The following is a 19,556-nucleotide window of genomic DNA, read 5'->3' as shown; positions in this document are numbered from 1 at the left end:
GGTATTTGTCGTATTTTAGTTTCTTGGGTATTACAAATAGATTCGAGTCAAATTTACAACAAAAGGATTACGAAGCACTTTCTTTTGTTATTAAATTATAATGCCGTATTTAAATTAATTAATCTTTAATACAGCCATAAATGCCTCCTGCGGTATTTCTACATTACCAACCTGACGCATACGTTTCTTTCCTTTTTTCTGCTTATCAAGGAGTTTACGCTTACGGGAAATATCACCACCATAACATTTTGCCAATACGTCCTTCCGCATCGCTTTTACCGTCTCACGTGCGATAATCTTCTGGCCGATAGCGGCCTGGATCGCAATTTCAAACATTTGTCTTGGTATCAATTCGCGCAGTTTCTCACAAAGTTTTTTACCCCATTCGTATGCTTTTGTTCTGTGAACGATCGCTGACAAAGCATCAACCGGTTCGCCATTAAGCATTACGTCAAGTTTTACCATGTCTGATTCTTCGTATCCTGCCAGATCATAATCCAGAGATGCGTAACCTTTGGAAATTGTTTTCAGTTTGTCAAAAAAGTCAAACACAACTTCTGCAAGCGGCAATCTGAATTGCAATTCCACACGTTCAGCGGTCAGATAAACCTGATTTTTCAACATCCCGCGTTTGTCCATACAAAGAGTAAGGATCGGGCCGATGTAATCAGATTTTGTGATGATCTGTGCATTAATATAAGGTTCTTCAATCCAGTTGATCAGGTTCGGTTCCGGCATCTCGGACGGCGCACTGATGTTGATCAACTGATCTTTTGTATTCAATATTCTAAACTGAACCGACGGAACTGTTGTAATAACCGTCATATCAAATTCACGTTCAAGACGTTCCTGAACAATTTCCATGTGCAGCATACCAAGGAATCCGCAACGGAAACCAAAACCAAGTGCCGCAGATGTTTCAGGTTCCCAAACCAGGGCGGCATCGTTCAGCTGAAGTTTTTCCATGGCATCACGAAGTTCTTCAAATTCCGTAGTGTCAACAGGATAAATACCTGCGAAAACCATTGGTTTTACTTCCGAGAAACCATTGATGGCTTCGGATGCCTGTCTGTGTAGATGGGTAATTGTATCACCCACTTTTACTTCTTTGGCAACTTTGATACCAGAGATAAGATAACCTACATCACCACACTCAACAACCTGCTTTGGAATTTGAACGAGGCCAAGTGTTCCAATTTCATCGGCAAAATATTCTTTGCCGGTGTTCATGAATTTTACTTTGTCTCCTTTTCTGATACTTCCGTTTTTGATACGGAAAATTACCTCAATACCACGGTAAGAGTTAAAAACAGAATCAAAGATAAGTGCTTGTAACGGACCGTCAGGATCTCCAACGGGTGCAGGAATTCTTTCAATGATAGCATCCAGAATTTCTTTGATACCAATTCCTTCTTTTCCGCTGGCCGGGATAATATCGTCGCGGTTGCAGCCTAAAAGATCAACCATTTCATCCTTGATTTCCTCAGGTCTGGCACCTGGCAAATCTACTTTGTTAAGTACCGGAATGATGGTCAGATCATGATTTATCGCAAGATATAAGTTTGAAATGGTTTGCGCTTCTGTTCCTTGTGAGGCATCAACTAACAACAATGCACCCTCACAAGCCGCAATCGAACGGGAAACTTCGTAAGAAAAATCGACGTGTCCCGGCGTATCAATAAGGTTCAGTGTGTATTCTTCTCCTTTGTAAAGATATGTCATCTGGATCGCGTGGCTCTTGATCGTGATACCGCGTTCGCGTTCCAGATCCATATTGTCAAGGAGCTGAGCCTGCATATCGCGGTTGGATACCGTTTTGGTAAATTCCAACAGACGATCTGCCAACGTGCTTTTTCCGTGGTCAATATGGGCAATAATGCAAAAATTACGAATGTTCTTCATGAAAATAATTATATAGGCCGACAAAATTACACGCCTAAACTTTCAAATCCTACATTTCACTAACCCACTGCATCATAAGTGCCGAAAGATAGCCTCCATAAGTACCGATAGCGTAGCCAAGAATTGCCAATAAAATACCAACAGAAGCCAGTGAAGGATGAAATGCTGCGGCGACAACAGAAGCGGACGCCGAACCGCCAACATTTGCCTGACTGGATACTGCTAAAAAGAAATACGGAATTTTCAGCCAACGGGCTACTAATATGATAGTAGTAGCATGGATGAGCATCCAGATCGCGCCGATTGCGAAAAGTCCCGGATTGTCGGCAATGGAACCTAAATCCATCTGCATGCCAATTGTTGCGACAAGTATATAAAGAAAAACACTTCCTAATTTTGAAGCACCCGCATTTTCCAGTTTGCGCAAAGGAGTAAAAGAAAGTATGATCCCGATTAAAGTAGCCAGACCGATTATCCTGAAAAAACCGGATGTAAGACTGTATTTTTCAAGTGAAGGATAATTGGTTGTAAGATAAGGTGTGATTTTTTCAGACAGGAAATGTGCCAGTCCCGTTGCTCCAAGTCCGACAGCAGCTAGATAAATTAAATCTTTCGTTGTAGGAATACGTTGATTTATTAGCTGAAATTCTTCCAAATGCTCTTTTATTTCGTTAATCTGGCTGCTGTCCGCTTTTAGAAACCGATCAATTCTCGTAGTAAAACCTACTCCATAAATAAGGACAGCCATCCATAATTCGGCTGTGATTACATCAACCGCTACGATTTGTGAAAACAATCTGTCGCTGGGCTTGAAAACTTCCTTTAAAGCTGTTTGATTCGCACCACCACCGATCCAGCTTCCGGCAATAGTTGCCAATCCTCTCCAGATGGCATCCGGACCTTCGCCTGCAACGGTTTCAGGACTTATTTTTCCTACTATAAACAAAGCGACTGGTCCACCGATGATTATACTTAAGGATCCGACAAACATCATAATAATGGCCGGTGGCCCAAGTTTTGCCAATGCTTTCCAGTCCATTCCCAACGTGAAAAGTACAAGACAAGCAGGAAGCAGATATCTTGAAACAACCGGATAAAGCTGAGATTCGGCTCCGTTGATAATCCCGAAAGAATTCAGTAAACCTGGGATGAAGTAACACAAAAGCAATGGTGGGAAAATGCTGTAAAATCGTTGCCATCCTCTGTTTGGAAGTGAAGCCGTGTAAAAAACCATGGCAAGAATTACCATCAGCAGGCCGAGTACTGTTGCGTCGTTTTGTAGCATAAAAATTTATTTATTAATAGGGCATAGGAGAATAATGTCCAAATATATACAATTCATAAAGCTGGCCTAACTTCTTAACGGCTTACCTGGATTTGTATCGTGTATTGGAAAAAGAATCTGGCAATTATCCAAAGTTATTCAGAGTAAATCCAGTGACTTTATGGGTTTTACTGAAATAATTATTTTCCTAAACCTTTAAATATTCAATGAGTAAAATATTACAAATAAGATCAGATTCAAAAAAAAGAAGACCTGTGAAGTTAAGAGAAGGCCGTGCGCTTTGGCTACGCATATCACATTTTGTTTTTATATTTTTTGTTTTTTTATCAATCAACCCTGCTCTTTCGCAATCGGCAGGTAAATTTTCTGTCACTGGAAAGGTCGCAGACACCCAAAATAATGGTGCATTAAGTTATGCAAGTGTTCGCTTGTTTAAAACATCTGACAGCACTTTTGTTACCGGAGCCATTACAAATGAAGCGGGTATATTTTCAATAGAGATTAGCGCCGGTGCTTATTATGCTTTAACAGAATTTATCGGTTACAATGCAAGGAAAACTTCCGGTGTCAATGTTACTTCTCAAAATTCTCCTCTCAATATTGGAACCATTAAACTGAATCCTTCGGCAAAAACGCTGGATGAAGTGGTGGTTCAGGGAGAAAAAAGTACGATGGAATTGACGCTGGATAAAAAGATTTTTAACGTAGGAAAAGATCTTGCAAATGCCGGGGGAACGGGTGTTGATATTTTGACAAATATTCCATCTGTGGCCGTAGATGTGGATGGAAATGTTAGTCTGCGGGGAAGCAGTAATGTACGTATACTTATCGACGGTAAACCTTCCGGTCTGGTAAGTTTGAAAGGTGGGAGTGGCCTGCAATCGTTACAAGGAAGTATGATTGAACGTGTTGAAATCATCACTAATCCGTCTGCCAGGTATGAAGCGGAAGGAATGGGTGGTATTATCAACATCGTTTTGAAAAAGGAAAGAAAAGAGGGATTTAACGGTTCTTTTGATATTATTACTGGTCATCCGACAAATTTTGGTGCTGCTGCTAATGTTAATTATCGCAGGAAAAACCTTAATTTCTTTGTCAATTATACATTTTCTTACCGAAACACGCCCGGTAAAAATTCACTTTATCAGGAATTATACCGGAACGATTCGACTTTAATTACCGAGAAAAACATGACGAGTCGTCTGAAAGGGCAGAACAACAGTGCCCGTGCAGGGATTGACTATTATTTAAATGATAAAAATGTTCTTACAGGATCTTATACCTACCGGCTGAGTAAGGGAAAGCGGTTTTCAAATATTGATTATCGTGACTATTTGTCTAACATGAATAATCTGTTGAGCACCACAAACCGGACTCAGGATGAAACTGAAACAGAGCCCAATTCTGAATATGCATTAACTTACAAAAAGACGTTTAAAAGAAAAGGCCAGGAATTTACAGCTGACGTACGCTATCTTGATAATTGGGAAGATTCGGATCAGTATTACAAACAGACAAATTTTAAACCGGACGGAGGTATGTCCGATATTCCTTCAACTTTGCAGCGTGCGGTCAATTATGAAACGGAAAAGCAGTTTTTGGCTCAGGTTGATTATATTCATCCTTTTGGAAAAGATGGGAAATTTGAAGCAGGTGGAAGAAGTAGCACGAGGAATATGACAAATGATTATACCGTAACCCAGCAAAATGATGATGGTAGTTTTAGCCCGATTCCGGGCCTTACCAATGACTTTTTATACGAAGAAAGAATCAACGCGGCCTATGGGATTGTTGGAAATAAAACCAAAAAACTTTCCTATCAGGTTGGGTTGAGAGCGGAATGGACAGGCGTCACCACTACTTTGAAACAGACGAATGATGTAAACAAAAGAACATATGCCAATTTATTTCCCAGTGTGCATGTGAGTTATGACCTCCCGCGCCAACATGCGCTTCAGCTAAGTTTTAGTCGTCGTGTGCGTCGGCCTCAGTACAATGACCTAAGCCCATTTATGACGTATAGCGACAATAGGAATTATTTCAGCGGAAATCCGGATTTGAATCCAGAATTTACCAATGCCTTTGAAGTTGGTCATATCAAATATGTTGAGAAGGGATCGATCAGTTCTTCTATTTATTACCGCCATACAAACGGGAAAATTATCAGTATTCGCCGGGTTGAGGACAATGGGAACTCTTATACCAAACCGGAGAACCTGGGGACGGAAAATTCTTATGGAGCGGAATTTACCGGTTCGTATGCCTTATATCAATGGTGGAAACTGGATGGAAGTTTAAACTTTTTCCGTGCTATTACCAACGGTCAGGGGCAGGATTCAGAGTTTCAAAGTGATACGTACAGCTGGTTTGCCAGAACTACTTCCCGTTTTACCTTATGGAAAAATACTGATTTGCAATTACGGGCGAATTATGAAGCGCCGCAGCAAACTCCGCAAGGAAAGCGCAAAGCTTTGGCAACACTGGATTTGGCTGCCAGTCGTGATGTTTTTAAAAACAATGGAACGCTGGTTTTGAGTGTTACGGATGTTTTTAATTCCCGTAAATACAGATCAATTCTGGAAGGGGCCAATTATTATGCAACTACAAGTTCTCAGGGTAGATTAAGACAAATTAACCTGACACTGAATTATCGTCTGCACCAGGCTAAAAAGAAAAAGGAGCTGAATGCGGGAGAATATTGATAATGGATTTAAACGGGGTAGGGTTACTTCTTGGTCAGAATATATTTTTAGGAAGGTTAAAACGCAATATTTAACTTTAAATGCGCACTTTAATTGCTTTCCGGTATTTAAAAATTAATTTTAAAGTTGCGAAACACCTGGTATGATGGTTGCGTACTTTAAGTTAAAATTGATCAGGCATGAATAACATTGAAAGAAAATATATTTTCCTGGTTGATGACGACGAAGATGACTGTCTTTTGTTCAAAGACGCATTGAAAGAGGTCTGCGACACAACCGAGTTGCGGACTGCTAATGATGGAATTGAGTTGATGGATATTCTTGAAAATAAAATGCCGCCGACTCCGGATGTTATTTTCCTGGATCTTAATATGCCTAAAAAAAATGGTTTTGAATGTCTTAGCGAAATAAGAAAAGACTTGAAATTTAAACATATTCCGGTTGTGATTTTTTCTACATGCGGTGAAGAAGAAACCATTAATCGTCTTTATGATGAAGGCGCTAATTGTTACATTAAAAAACCTGGATCTTTCTCGAAATTGAAAATGGCAATTCAGTATATTTTGTCTATTGATTGGCGTCAGGTCCCTTTTAAGACATTCAAGGAAAATTTTTATTTTCAGTTTTAAACTCACAATTGGCAGTATATTAGCAATAAGCCGATCGGTAATCGGCTCCTTATTTATCAGTGTGAAAAATAGGATTGAAGCATGAATTTACTTGAACTGGACTTCGAAAGAGCCAAGGCAAAACATATATTATTTAAAACCCGGCTCAGATCAATGCTTTATGGTATTGATATGGATGAATCTGCGGTAACAAGTCATAAGGAATGTGAAGTAGGAAAGTGGATTTATGAGTACGCGCTAGAAAATTATGGCGACATTCCCGAGATGCAGGACCTGGAAAAAGTCCATCGTAAAATTCATGACTGTGCCAATGAACTCATCCATTTATATAAAAATGGTGAGGTTGAAAAGGCGCGTGAAGGATTAACGACTATGGAACTGATTGCGGGTAATCTTACAACGTTGCTATCGGTTATTGAATTTAAAGTGAAATCCGGAACGGAAGATCAGAATACTGAAGGAATTTTGGATCAGCTTTCAATAAATTACAAAGAACTGCTTCAGTTGCATGAAACACTCCTTGTCTTAGATGAACGCGTTAAAAAAGAAATTGAAAACTCGTCTAAGGCAAAAAAAGAAGTAACTAACAGCGAAAATAAATTTCGCAATACCATGATGCAGGCGCCTGTCGGTATTGTGATTTTACGTGGCCGGGAACTTGTAGTGGAAATTGCAAATGACACATATCTGGAAATTGTTGACAGAAGGGAAGAGGAGTTTACAGGCAAACCATTATTTGAATCTCTCCCCGAAGCAAAAGATGTTTTGAACCCTATTTTGCAGGATATTTTCAGAACTGGTATTCCCTATTTTGGAAATGAATTTGAAGTAACATTACATCGTTCAGGTTTGAATGAAACCTGTTATTTTAATTTTGTTTATCAGCCTCTCTTCGAAATTGACGGTTCCATTAGCGGAATTATCGTTGTTGCAACCGAAGTAACACAGCAGATAAAATCAAAAAATGCTTTACAGGAAAGTGAAAACAGGTTCAGGAATCTGGTAGCGCAATCGCAATTTGCAAAAGCTATTTTTGAGGGAGAGGATATGGTGATAAGCCTTGCGAATGAAGCAATGCTGAAAGATATATGGAAAAGGGAATTAAAGGAAGTGCAGGGCAAAAAGCTTCTGGAAGTTTTTCCCGAACTAATAGACCAGAAATTTCCTCAAATCTTAAAGGATGTTTATTTTAATGGGATTACGCATAAGGAAAATGAAGCTTTGGCTTTTGTCCAGACATCCGAAGGGCCTAAACGATATTATCTTGATTTTCAATACGTACCTATCCTTGAATTGGACGGATCAGTTTCCGGGGTAATGGTTTCTGTAAATGACGTAACCGAAAAGGTTGAAACAAGACAACAAATTAACGACGCAGTAGAAAGGTTGAGCCTTGCCACAGAAGGAACTCAACTGGCTACCTGGGACCTCAATTTACAAACACGGCAAATCGTTTATTCATCAAGGTTAAGTGAGTTATTCGGTCAGCCTGAAAGTAAAATCCTGACACATTGGGATATGCGCGATCAGGTATTTTCTGATGATTTAAATATTGTTGAGCAAGCTTACAAAACGGCTTTCCAAACCGGAATTTACAGTTACGACGCCAGGATTGTTCATCCGGATAATTCATTGCATTGGGTAAGGACGCGTGGTAAAGTTATCTTTTCTGAGGATGGAAAACCGCATCGGATGCTTGGAACCATGATGGATATTTCTCAGCAAAAACAGGCGGAGAAAATTATAGAGGAAAGTGAAAAAAGATATAAGGATCTGATTGAAACCTTGCCTGTCGCGGTTTATACCGTTGATGCTGATGGGTTTGTTAATTTATACAATAAAGCGGCCGTCAAATTATGGGGCCGCGAACCGGAATTAGGAAAAGAGTTGTGGTGCGGCTCTCATGAAATGTATACGCTGGACGGAGAATTTCTCCCTCATAAGGATTGTCCAATGGGACCTGCACTCAGGGAAAAGCGTGCCATTATCGCAGAAGCTTATGTTAAAAGGCCGGATGGAGCATTAAGACATGTGATCGCAAATCCTCAACCGATTTTAGATAGTAATGGAAATGTTACCGGCGCGTTGAATGTTGTGATCGATATTACAGACCGCAAAGCAGCTGAATTTGCCCTCAGAACAAGTGAAGGAAAATTCCGGACGCTGGCGGATTCGATGCCTCAGTTTATCTGGACATGCGATGTTGAAGGAGATCTGAATTATTTCAACCAATCGGTTGTAGACTATTCCGGGTTTACTCTTGATCAAATTTTAAAAGAAGGATGGCTTTCATTGGTTCATACTGAAGACAGAGAGTTTAGTATTGATTTATGGTTGGAAGCGATCAAATCGGGTAATAATTTTAGTTGTGAACATCGTTTCCGAAGATTTGACGGAGAATATCGCTGGCAATTAAGTCAAGCCATTGCTCAACGCGATACAGAGGGGATTATTCAAATGTGGGTTGGAACAAGCACCGATATTCATGATAATAAATTGTTTATTGACGAACTCGAATCCAAGGTACAGCAAAGGACGAGAGAGCTTACCGTTACTAATGATGAATTGATTCGAACAAATATCGAACTGGGTCAATTCGCCTATGTAGCCAGCCACGATTTACAGGAACCACTTCGTAAAATCCAGACTTTTGCAACCAGGATCATGGAAACCGAAAAAGATAATCTGTCCGATCGTGGGAAGGATTATTTTAACCGGATGCAGTCATCCTCAACCCGGATGCAGCAGTTGATTGTTGATTTGCTTGCTTTTTCAAGAGCCAATGCGGTTGAAAAGAATTTTGAATTCACCGATCTGAATGTTTTATTAAAGAATATAAAAGAGCAATTGAATGAAAGTATCCAGCAAAAAGGTGCCATAATTACTTCCTCAAACTTGCCTTCGCTTAATGTAATTGTGTACCAGTTTGAACAGCTTTTTACAAACCTGATTGCTAATTCTCTGAAATTTGTAAAACCAGGAGTACGCCCGGAAATTCAAATTACTTCCGGAATCATTGCAGGATCTGAGTTAGGATATATGGAAGGCAATCCTGACACTGATTATTACTATCTTTCATTTACAGACAATGGTATCGGTTTTGATCCGCAGTTCCGCGAAAGAATATTTCAGGTTTTCCAACGTCTTCATAGTAAAAGTTCTTATGAAGGCACGGGAATTGGGTTGGCTATATGTAAAAAGATCGTAGACAACCACCAAGGGATAATTACAGCAATCAGTAATCCGGATGAAGGAGCAACCTTTATTGTTTATATTCCTGTTGCTTGATTACGATTTATTTGTCGATCACAATTCCGTCAAATGCTTCCAGTTTATCAACTTTAAATTCCAGGAAACCATCTTTCCAGATATGAATAATGGGTTTGCCGCTGGTCATGCAAAATACTTTTGCAGGTTTAAAATCGGATTTGACCTTGAATTTCAGTTGATAGATTGGTAAGGCAGGAAAGTATGTATTTCCACTAAATCCGGTTAGGTTGATAAGATGCAAAATCATCCCGTTTTCCTTTTCTGCTGAATTTACCTTGCCGGTATTTTTTGTATATTTTTGAAGAATAACTTCAACCCGATCCGGCGCATTGGTCTGAATTATTTCATTTGCTTCCGGATAAATATAATTGATCACATCCAGTAAAATATTCTTATGTTCCTCATAACCATTCATATAGTATAATCTTCCAATATTAACCGGCATCAAAACGGCTTTGGATTTTGCATGAATTTTTATTCCCAAAGCGTAATAACCAATAGGATCGTGGCCGCCAATAATTTCGGGAGGACCGGGTCTTCCTTTTGCCAGTACGGGCAGTAAAGTCTGATCTGCGTTTTTGAAATCGTATAATCCCAGATTGAATTTCCAGAAAAGCATTTTTTGTTTTGTGAAATGCTTGAAAATTGTTTTATTTTCAGGATTGAGATAATTTCCGGCACCGTCGTTATCTAATGTCACAATTTTTGCCCCAAACAAGTCCATTAAAGTTTCCGGTGTATCAAAAAATGCTTTGTTGGTCGCGATCAGATTTGTCCCGTTATCCGATGCTTCTTTTATAATACCAAGCGATTTTTTACTCAGATAAGTAATTTCCGGTAAAATAATCAGTTTGTATTTTTTTACTTTTTCTGCCAGATTTTCAATTTGTGCGTCTTCAATAATATCAAAAGGGATGTGCGCTTCTTTTAACATCAAAACAATCCCGCGATATTCCTGCATGGTAGGCCCACTTGGCCAGGAACCCGGTGCAATCACTGCGATTTTTGAAACTGATTTATACTTTCCAAAATATGGTTCATGCTTTTTGTGATACGCATAAACGGACTTGATTACATCATAATTTCGTTCATCCTCATAGCCGCGCATATCGCCCATCATGCTGATATCCAGCCCTGAACCATTCGCAATATTTTCGTACAGGCGAATCCTTACTTCCTCAGGCTCAACGGCATTATAGCGTGACTGAAACGAAATTTGCTGAATACTTGCGTTGCTTATAATATGATCAGGGTAAGAATTTACTGCGTTTCCAACATTGTCAGAAGCCGTATAAGGCCAGTAAGGCAAAACCGTACTGCTCTGGGATTCATGACGGATAATGTCAACATATTTATCAGAATAAGTGCAAATGGCAATGTTAGTGTTTTTAGATTTTACCAGGATATTGAGTTTACGCGACCAGTCTTCTACCGTAAATTTTTTGAATTCCAGATATTTTTGAAATAACGGATCTGCTTTATTTTCTTCTGTTGGTAATGCTTGCCCCTTAGTAAATTCTGCGAAACGTTTTTTATCAAATTCGTTCTGGTCAATTCCATGATATTTTCCTTCATAGGGATTATTGACCTGATAGCCGGGCATGTTTAGAAAAATCCCGTCGACAGGAAATTTGTCAATTACTTCTTCAATGATTTTAAAAGCTTTGTCCTGAACATAGGGTGCGTTGATGGAAACGACGTACATGTCGGTATTAATTATTCTTTCGCCTTTTGGAGAGATATAACACCATTCGGGATGTGCTTTGAAAATACTTTCCTGAACGCGGCTGAAATCAAAACGAACAATAACACGGATGCCTTTTTCATGACATTTCCGGACTACTTCGGCTAGCATGTTATTATTTTTCAGGAACGGATTTCGGTAATGAAAGTCTAGTTCGCTGGGGTAGAAGGCCATAATTCCGCCTGCGTTGATCAAAAGCGTATTCGCAGAAAAATTTTCAAGATCTTTAAGTAACGAATCAGGATTTAGTGTTGCAGCTTCGTATGCGGGTAAATTAGTTTGGATAACGCGCATATTATTCTTTTTCCACCAGGAAGTTGTGTCTGTCTTTTGGGCAAAAACAATAGTGTTGAGAAGAACGAAAAAGATAAGAAAATTTAACGGCTTACTTTTCATTTGGCGCTTTATTAATTCTTGGGAATAAATGTAATAAAGACGCTTATTATGGAATATACTTGTTGGCCGGTTACTTAACCGCAATGGACGCGATGGGTTTACGCAATGGGCGCAATGGATTTTTGATCAGGATATTGTTTTGTTTTTCAGGAAAGTGATGCCGATTCCTGCCAGAATGATGAGGCCGCCGATAATCATTTGGGGCGAGACTTTTTCGTTAATAAAAATCCAGGCAATGAAACCTGTTACAACGGATTGACTTAATAAACTTAATGAAACACGTTGTGCATCCAGTTTTTGGACGGCATAACTGATCGTAAGCCAACCGAGTAACTGGCAGATTAATCCCTGGATACCTAGAACGCCCCAGATCGTTGGTGAGAAATTCCATAACGGCTGGCCGGTTGCAAGGCAGATAATCAACAAATAAATGCTGGAAACGGACATGCTGTAAACCATGAAACTGACGATTTTCATCCGGTTCAAAACGCGTTTACTTGTGATCATGTAGGTGGCGTATAAAAGTCCGGAAGTGAGCGCCATCAGAAATCCTTTATCAAAACGCATTTGAGAAAATGTGTCAGTTCCCATCAGGATTACCATTCCGGAAAGTGCTACAATGGTTCCTATCCAGAATTGTTTTCCGGGTTTGTCATGCAAAAATGGGGCAGAAGCAATTCCAACCCAAACCGGAGATAAGTTGGTTAATAATGTGGCTTGTGTTGCGTTGGAATAATGAATTGATAAATTCCAGATGGCGATATCACTGCCAAATAAAATCCCGCATATAAATATTGGAAGCCATAAAGATTTATCAGGTTTTTCAATCTGATTTTTTATCAAAACATAAGGTAACAGAAAAACTACCGCAATAGCCATCCGGTAAAATGCAGAAGATAATCCCGAAACCGGCGCCCATTTGACCAGAACCGGAAAGATACTGATACTAATGACGCCAATAATAAGACAGATCCTGGGATTGAGCATACTGCGAATTTTAGGTTAGCCGATGATTTTTACCCGTCCGACATCTCCGCTCATCAGCCTGACTTTAATTCCATGCGTATGTTTTGGAGCACTCGTCAAAATATCTTTGACGATGCCCTTCGTTAATTTTCCTGTGCGCTGATCCTGTTTTAAAACAATAGATACTGCAAGTCCCGGTGTTATATTTCCCCGCTCGGTACCTGATAATTCATTCATAAAAATAGATTTCGACTTTTGGTAAAACTTAAATTTTTGTCAAAAGTAAAACAAAATGGTTGGAGATCATTATATGACTTTATATTCATTATTTTAATGACATAAAATTATATTTTTCAAAGTTATATCGATTTGAAAACTTGCTATATAACTGGAAATGAAAACCCTTTTTCTGATATTTTGTGTAATAAAATATGATTAGTCCTTAATTTTCTTTAAATGATTAAATCAAATAATCGTCAAGAAATGCCTCATACATCCGGGTTGAACACATTTTAAAATTTAGGCGTTACCTTTCCTGTACAAAAGACGATTTTGGAATCAAATTATTCTGACAGCCGGACTTTTAAAAATGGTGTTTTTGTTTTGTTTAACAAATTTGACAAAACAAAGAAACGCAGATTGCTTGTTGCAGTAAAAAACGAAATATGAAAAAGAGCATATTAACACTGACCCTTGGAGGTTTTGGTATTGGAATGACCGAATTCGTGATCATGGGAATTTTGCCGGATATTGCCAAATCTCTGGCAATAACCATTCCGGAAGCAGGCCATTTGGTATCAGCCTATGCCCTTGGCGTTGTTGTAGGTGCGCCTTTGCTTATTGGTTTTACAGGAAGCAAACCGCCCAAAACAATTTTATTATTGCTGATGGTTTTGTTTACCGTTTTCAATACGCTTTCAGCTTTTGCACCAGGTTTTTATATGCTTTTGCTTTCCCGGTTTTTCTCCGGAATGCCGCACGGAGCGTTTTTTGGTGTGGGGGCCGTTGTGGCAGGACGACTGGCGGAACCTGGAAAAGAAGCGAGATCCGTTTCTTTGATGTTTGCGGGTTTGACGATTGCCAATCTGATCGGAGTGCCGCTGGGAACCTTTATTGGACATCATATCAGCTGGCGGATTACGTTTATGATTGTTGGTGTAATCGGTCTGCTTACCACCACGAGCATCAAAATCTGGATGCCTTCTCTTGCGGTTACCAATACAAAGGGATTATTGAGCGAGCTTAAATTCTTTACCCGTCTGGATGCGTGGCTGATCGTGGCCGTGATTGCAGTAGGCACCGGCGGATTTTTTTGCTGGTATAGTTACATCGCTCCGTTACTGACCGAAGTTGCAGGATTCAGCGACGATTCTATCATGTACATTCTTGTGTTGGCTGGGTTGGGTATGGTTGTCGGGAATTTTCTTGGCGGCCGTCTTGCAGATCGATATTCTCCTTTGCACACTTCAGCGGCGTTATTATTTGCTATGGCAATTTCGCTGACAATTTTATATTTCGTTTCTCATAACCAGATACTGACTTTAATTTCAACATTCATAACCGGCGCCATTGCGTTTGCCATGCTTTCGCCTTTACAAATGCTGATGATCAATACTGCCAAAGGTGCAGAAATGCTGGCAGCTTCCGTTAGCCAGGCTAGTTTCAATATTGGAAATGCTTTGGGAGCATATTTGGGCGGATTGCCAATCGCTGCCGGTTTAGGTTTTAATTCCCCTGAATGGGTTGGGGCAAGTCTGGCTATTGGTGGTGTTTTGGTTTCTTTTGTATTAATGTTTCATTTAAAACAAAACAAAGAAGTTCGCTTGCAAGCTGTTGAAGCCTGATCAGACTTCAACGGAAATTTTGTTGAGAATTTTAATTTCATCAATAGTAATCGTGCTGATCAGCTCAAAAAGTCCATTGATAGTTTTAAAATCCGACAACGCTTTTCTGGCTGGTGACTGAGCAGATTTTTCAATTCCCATTTCCTTTAATTCTTTTTTTCGAAGCGTTAACAATTCAATTAATTTCTGATTTTGGGGAAGTGATTCTTTGATCACTTCGTTTCCGATATGTTGTTCTCCTTCAATTACTTTAATTGCCGTTTCAAACTGGCGGTCAATTTGCCGGATCATTGGTTTGAATTCTTCCGACAAATAACTCTGCCCAACCGTTTGTGCATAAGTAGATAAGGACGCAATATAGGAAGTAAGCATATGGCTTGTCGCCACAAACTGGTGATGTTCTTCCATTTTGACCTGCTGTTTTTTCGGTTCCGATAACATGCGCTGGAAGTTATCGGAGAGATTAGCCATGGCAATAATCGCTTGTTTCCTGTGCAATTTCAATTCACCGATATTTAAAGAAACACCGGTAAAAATGATGGAAACGTTATCAAAATATTTCCTGTTTGCATCCAGTGCTTCCTTCATGTATTGTCGAATCTGCGTATGTTCCCAAACCGGAAGCACGTAGGACGAAACAAAATAGGCGATAATGGAACCGATTACGGTATCAATCACACGGTCCTGCAAAACAGCCGTTATATGTTGTGGATTTAAAAAATTAAACCAAAGCAGGACGTAAAGCGTAATGCCTGTAGACGCAACGAAATAATTGATTTTAAGAAAACTGTACGCACCGATCATGGCGAGCATCATAATAATAAAAATAGCTGTATCGTCCTTTATCAGATAAAGGGTCATAAATCCGATAAATGCGCCCAAAACGGTTCCACCTATCCGGTAAATATTTCTTTGTTTTGTGATACTGAAAGCGGGTTTCATGATCGTAAGAATGGTCAGCAAAATCCAGTAACCATGCCCGACATCAAAGAATAATGAACCTAAAAATCCAATAATCAAAGCCAGCGTAACCCGGAATGCGTGGCGGAAATGACTCGATTTAAAAGAAAGGTTATCCAGCAAAATCCGTGTAGAATATTCCTGCTTTGTTATAAAATCGTCTGTTTCAACGTTTGGTTTGTAATCTTTACTCAAATCAACATCGTAAGCTGTTGCGCGGTGAAGTTTTTTTATTCGTTCAGTTATATCCTGGATACTGTTCAGGATCTGACGTAACATCATAAAATCTTCTACATTATCATGCGTCATCTTCTCTTCACGAATTTTGTCAAAAGCTTGCTGACATTTATTATAAGCTTCGTCCAGATCATGTTTTGGTTTGGATGGAAAACCACCTTGAACGGCCAGTCCTATCTGTAAAAGTTCAGCAGCAAGCCAGCTGATATAAGTACCAAAAAGACGAAGGATTTTAGTTTCGTCAAAAGCTCTATGGAGGTTTGAATAATTTTGCTGGGAATTTAGAATCCGCTCCATTAGATCAATACTATCCAAAAACATCAGCATCAGAATCCGGCTTGTATTAGTTGATTCTGATACAATCTGGCGGGTTTTAAACAGAATCTCCCTTAATGTCTCATGATTTTCGCGAAGAATGACCTGTTGATGAATCATTTGATTAAATAATTCATCATAGTCCGGTTTGGCAAAATAATAACCGGCTTTTACGGAAAGCAGTTTTCCCAGTTCAACAAAGTTTTCTCCGAGCAACTGCTGGATCAGTTTATAAGGACGTATTTTCTGAAGGATGAGAAATAATATCAGATACCAGATTCCTCCGGCAGAGAAAACAAGCGCATTCTGCAGCACCATTTCCCGGCTGATATGGTCGTCAATGTTGAAAACAAAAACAAGCAGAGATATCAGACCAATGCTGTTGGCTCTGTTTCCGTAAACGCCAATTAGTGAGAAAAACATACCAAAAAGTATGATTTCAATAAACGAGAAAAACAGTATACCTCTTAGAAATCCGGTGATACAAGCCACGACGAAGCAGGTTGCTATGGCAATCATAAGGGAATTTCTTCTACGGTGAACCGGACCAGGATTATCAGTTGTACCGATGAGTAAGGTGCCCAACGGGAAGGCTATCAGGTTATTTAGAATACCGTAATGATAAAAGATAAGGCACGGAATTACAGCTCCTAACGTGAGCCTGATGCCCGTGGAAAGGTAGTGGCTGGAAATAAATTTCTTAAACTCATCGAGGTAATTCATGCAAAAGCTAAACTGTGACTAATTCTGTTGTTCCAATATCAACTTTATGTTTGACAAAAACGATACCAGAAAGATATTTAATTCCAACGGTATGCGCTAAATTTTCCAGCATTCTCAATTTCTTTGTTTTTGGTGAAATGCATCGCCTTCCCTTGATTTCATTATTTATCCTAAGGGCAGGTGCCTGAAATTGTTAATTTTTACTTAAATTAATTGCGCTCTGATTTCAAGATCAAAGTTAAAAGAATTTAACATCTGCAAAATTTTGTATTTGTAAAGTATGGCTTGATTCTTGTACAAGGTCAGTTTATATTAGTTTACATTAATTGATTTGATTTTATGAATATCAGAAAGGCAATTGATCAGGACCGTCATGAGGTGTGGGAAATATTTACAGCGGTAATTCAGACGGGTGATACGTATGTCTTTGCTCCCGATACGGCAAAAGAAGATCTGGATAAACACTGGTTTTCGCCTTACATGGATACCTATGTTTTGGAAGAAAATGGTGAAATCCTGGGGACTTATATTATCAAACCGAACCAGATTGATCTTGGATCTCACATTGCGAATGCTTCGTATATGGTGCATCCGAAGGCGCAGGGAAAAGGAATCGGAAGTCTGCTTTGTGAACATTCATTGATGGAAGCACGGAAATTTGGTTTTATGGCTATGCAGTTTAATCTTGTTGTGAGTACCAATGAAGTGGCCGTGAAACTTTGGAAAAAATTTGGTTTTAGTGTCATCGGAACAATTCCGGATGGATTTAATCACCTGACGCTTGGTTATGTTGATGCTTTAATTATGTATCTTAAACTATAAATTTACATGAACTGGTAATTTTCCATGCTCACATTTAATTTCGATACCTTCCCCGTTCTCGAAACTGAACGGCTATTATTGAAAGCGATTTCCATGGATTTTGTACCCGATATTTTTCATCAGCGCAGCAAGAAAGAGGTTATGCAATACATCGCAAGACCGTTGCTTTATTTGAAAATTCAGGCAAAAGATCTGGTTAAGAATTATCAATATTTGTATGAGCAAAGAATCAGTATTTCCTGGGCAATCACGCTGAAAGATTCGGGTCAAATGATCGGGACGGTTGGCTATCCAAGAATTAATAAGGACAATTACAGAGGTGAAGTAGGTTATTCGCTGGATCCGGATTATTGGTACAAAGGGTACATGAATGAGGCTCTGGCGAAAGTATTGCAATTTGGTTTTGAAGAATTGCATTTTCACAGTATTGAAGCTATGATTCATCCGGATAATAAAGCATCTTCGGATCTGGTACTAAAACACGGATTTGTGAAAGAAGCGTATTTTAGAGAGTATACTTATTTTGAAGGGAAATTTCTGGATGTTGAAGTGTATTCATTGCTTGGAGATAAATAGGGAAGTGGCTGTATTTGCTTTTTACCACAATGGACACAAAGTTTTACACAAAGAGCACAAGCTATACTAAATACAGTTTGTGCTCTTTGTCATTCCTGGAATTGAAATACAAAAAAGAACCTTTGCATTTCTTTGTGTAAAACTTCGTGTTCTTTGTGGTAATAGGTTAAACTGCCAGTTCGTTTATCGTCGTTTTTAGCGTCACTTCCACGTTGCCGCGCGTTGCGTTTGAATAGGGGCAAACCTGATGTGCTTTTGCGATTAAATCGTCAGCCACAGATTGCTCAACGCCAGGAATATTAGCTTCAAGTGTAACAACAAGCCCAAAACCTTCTGCTTCATCCTTACCAATTCCAACGTGCGCTGTAACGGTTGTCATCCCTGTTTTTATTTTGCTGCGCTGAATGACCAGGCTTAATGCGCTATCAAAACAAGCTGCATAACCTGCGGCGAATAATTGTTCAGGATTGGTGTAATCATTATTTGCACCGCCCATTTCCTTTGGCAGGCGTACTTCCAGATCCAGAACTCCATTCGATGACGTTACTTTTCCATTTCTTCCACCTGTCGCTGTCGCTGCGGCGGTATATATTGCATTAATCATCTTAAATTGGTTTTAGTGGGTTATTCAATTAGTTACTATGTATTGTTTCAATTTTATTGACTTTTTCGAGCAGACCAACAGCCAAAGTTTTTAATTCGCGCATTTCCTTATCTGTAAATTCGAGGCTGCATTTTATTTGTTCCGGAATATCAGCAGCGCTTTCTTTTAATTTTTCCCCGGATTCCGTTAGTGTTATAATCACAACGCGCTCATCTTCTTTAAGTCGGCTGCGGACAATCAGTTCACGGGTTTCCAGTTTTTTCAACAAAGGAGAAAGTGTACCGGAATCAAGCATTAGTTTATGTCCAATGTCTTTAACCGAAACGGAATCTTCTTCCCACAATACCATCATGACCAGATATTGAGGATACGTTAATCCAATTTTTTCGAGAATAGGAAGATAATGGCTGGTAATTTTCCGCGATAGCGCGTAAAGCGGGAAACAAAGCTGATTTGATAATTTTAGTAATTCCATATCTTATTATTAATTGTGTAAAATTAAATTGTATACAATTTAATTCCTAGTGTTAACGTGAATTTATTCTTCAAAACAAAAAAATAGCTGTATCACGAGGATACAG

14 protein-coding genes are annotated in these 19,556 nt (G+C 39.3%); 6 read left to right on the top strand and 8 right to left on the bottom strand.

Features of this window, described 5'->3' with window-relative positions; all coding sequences use genetic code 11:
- Positions 1-114: 114 nt before the first annotated feature.
- The gene (lepA, locus tag FZF08_RS02100) at positions 115-1,902 is read right to left on the bottom strand and encodes a translation elongation factor 4 (RefSeq protein WP_159466956.1); all 1,788 of its coding nucleotides are present in this window, start codon (positions 1,900-1,902) and stop codon (positions 115-117) included.
- 49 nt (positions 1,903-1,951) lie between these two features.
- Entirely contained in the window at positions 1,952-3,187 is a 1,236-nt protein-coding gene (locus tag FZF08_RS02095) for a DUF819 domain-containing protein (RefSeq protein ID WP_159466955.1), read from the bottom strand.
- A 206-nt stretch (positions 3,188-3,393) separates the two neighbouring features.
- Between FZF08_RS02095 and FZF08_RS02090 the strand changes: the two genes are divergently transcribed.
- The 3 genes from FZF08_RS02090 (at position 3,394) to FZF08_RS02080 (ending at position 9,806) form a co-directional block, all read left to right on the top strand.
- The gene (locus FZF08_RS02090; protein WP_159466954.1) at positions 3,394-5,889 is read left to right on the top strand and encodes a TonB-dependent receptor domain-containing protein; all 2,496 of its coding nucleotides are present in this window, start codon (positions 3,394-3,396) and stop codon (positions 5,887-5,889) included.
- 179 nt (positions 5,890-6,068) lie between these two features.
- Positions 6,069-6,518 carry a response regulator gene (locus tag FZF08_RS02085; protein ID WP_159466953.1) on the top strand — a complete coding sequence of 150 codons (450 nt, stop codon included), beginning with the start codon at positions 6,069-6,071 and terminating at the stop codon, positions 6,516-6,518.
- Positions 6,519-6,599: 81 nt separating this feature from the next.
- Positions 6,600-9,806 (top strand): PAS domain S-box protein, encoded by a 3,207-nt coding sequence (locus FZF08_RS02080; RefSeq protein WP_159466952.1) that lies wholly within the window; start codon positions 6,600-6,602, stop codon positions 9,804-9,806.
- Positions 9,807-9,813: 7 nt separating this feature from the next.
- On the opposite strand, the gene FZF08_RS02075 is transcribed toward FZF08_RS02080, so the two are convergent.
- From FZF08_RS02075 to FZF08_RS02065, 3 genes are all read right to left on the bottom strand, one after another.
- A complete protein-coding gene (locus FZF08_RS02075) occupies positions 9,814-11,928 on the bottom strand; it encodes an alpha-amylase family protein (RefSeq protein ID WP_159466951.1) in 2,115 nt (704 codons plus the stop codon).
- 126 nt (positions 11,929-12,054) lie between these two features.
- A complete protein-coding gene (locus tag FZF08_RS02070) occupies positions 12,055-12,915 on the bottom strand; it encodes a DMT family transporter (RefSeq protein WP_159466950.1) in 861 nt (286 codons plus the stop codon).
- A gap of 15 nt (positions 12,916-12,930) precedes the next feature.
- A complete protein-coding gene (locus tag FZF08_RS02065) occupies positions 12,931-13,131 on the bottom strand; it encodes a YwbE family protein (RefSeq protein ID WP_159466949.1) in 201 nt (66 codons plus the stop codon).
- 428 nt (positions 13,132-13,559) lie between these two features.
- On the opposite strand from FZF08_RS02065, the gene FZF08_RS02060 reads away from it, so the two are divergent.
- The gene (locus tag FZF08_RS02060) at positions 13,560-14,738 is read left to right on the top strand and encodes an MFS transporter (protein WP_159466948.1); all 1,179 of its coding nucleotides are present in this window, start codon (positions 13,560-13,562) and stop codon (positions 14,736-14,738) included.
- Here FZF08_RS02060 and FZF08_RS02055 read toward each other — a convergent pair whose 3' ends face one another.
- Positions 14,739-16,973 carry an FUSC family membrane protein gene (locus tag FZF08_RS02055; protein ID WP_159466947.1) on the bottom strand — a complete coding sequence of 745 codons (2,235 nt, stop codon included), beginning with the start codon at positions 16,971-16,973 and terminating at the stop codon, positions 14,739-14,741.
- 339 nt (positions 16,974-17,312) lie between these two features.
- On the opposite strand from FZF08_RS02055, the gene FZF08_RS02050 reads away from it, so the two are divergent.
- Together FZF08_RS02050 and FZF08_RS02045 are read left to right on the top strand one after the other, a co-directional pair.
- Positions 17,313-17,795 carry a GNAT family N-acetyltransferase gene (locus tag FZF08_RS02050; RefSeq protein ID WP_159466946.1) on the top strand — a complete coding sequence of 161 codons (483 nt, stop codon included), beginning with the start codon at positions 17,313-17,315 and terminating at the stop codon, positions 17,793-17,795.
- Between the two features lie 24 nt (positions 17,796-17,819).
- On the top strand, positions 17,820-18,371 hold the full coding sequence (locus FZF08_RS02045) for a GNAT family N-acetyltransferase (RefSeq protein ID WP_159466945.1): 552 nt from the start codon (positions 17,820-17,822) through the stop codon (positions 18,369-18,371).
- 166 nt (positions 18,372-18,537) lie between these two features.
- Here FZF08_RS02045 and FZF08_RS02040 read toward each other — a convergent pair whose 3' ends face one another.
- The gene (locus tag FZF08_RS02040; RefSeq protein ID WP_200837010.1) at positions 18,538-18,975 is read right to left on the bottom strand and encodes an organic hydroperoxide resistance protein; all 438 of its coding nucleotides are present in this window, start codon (positions 18,973-18,975) and stop codon (positions 18,538-18,540) included.
- A 28-nt stretch (positions 18,976-19,003) separates the two neighbouring features.
- Complete coding sequence (locus tag FZF08_RS02035; RefSeq protein ID WP_159466944.1) at positions 19,004-19,450, bottom strand: MarR family winged helix-turn-helix transcriptional regulator; 447 nt, start codon at positions 19,448-19,450, stop codon at positions 19,004-19,006.
- Between the last annotated feature and the right edge of the window lie 106 nt (positions 19,451-19,556).

Source organism: Dyadobacter sp. 3J3 (assembly GCF_009801115.1).
Classification (GTDB): Bacteria; Bacteroidota; Bacteroidia; order Cytophagales; family Spirosomataceae; genus Dyadobacter.
Note: the sequence above shows the minus strand (reverse complement) of the source record. Positions and strands in the feature narration are given on the sequence as shown.